This is a genomic window from Shigella sp. FC1967 (assembly GCF_001743005.1).
In the GTDB taxonomy this organism is placed as follows: domain Bacteria; phylum Pseudomonadota; class Gammaproteobacteria; order Enterobacterales; family Enterobacteriaceae; genus Proteus.
The window spans coordinates 1-314 of record NZ_MIIZ01000035.1; the positions used below are offsets into that span (position 1 = coordinate 1).

A 314-nucleotide genomic window follows, 5' to 3' on the forward strand; every position below is an offset into this window, starting at 1 on the left:
TAGCCATCGAAGTCCGCAAAAAAACGCACTTATGTGAACCGTGACGCCGTTGAAAAAAGCGCAAGCGGATGAGCAAGCTCAGCGTGAAGCGGAAGAAAAAGGCGCATCGCGAAGCAGAAGAAAAAAGCCCCAGCGCGAAGCACAAGAGAAAGCACAGCGCGAAGCTGAAGAAAAAGCAAAACGTGAAGCTGAAAAGGCAAAGAAAGACGCCGAAGAAAAAGCGAAACGTGAAGCTGAAGAAGCAAAACGTGAAGCAGCGGAATTAGCTAAGCGCGAAGCAGCGGAAAAAGATAAAGTGAAACAAAACGATAAAC

The 314-nt window shown here is 47.5% G+C and carries 1 pseudogene; it reads left to right on the forward strand.

The features are described from left to right. Positions 1–40: 40 nt before the first annotated feature. Positions 41–314: pseudogene (locus BHE89_RS00270) on the forward strand (hypothetical protein); the annotation flags it as partial.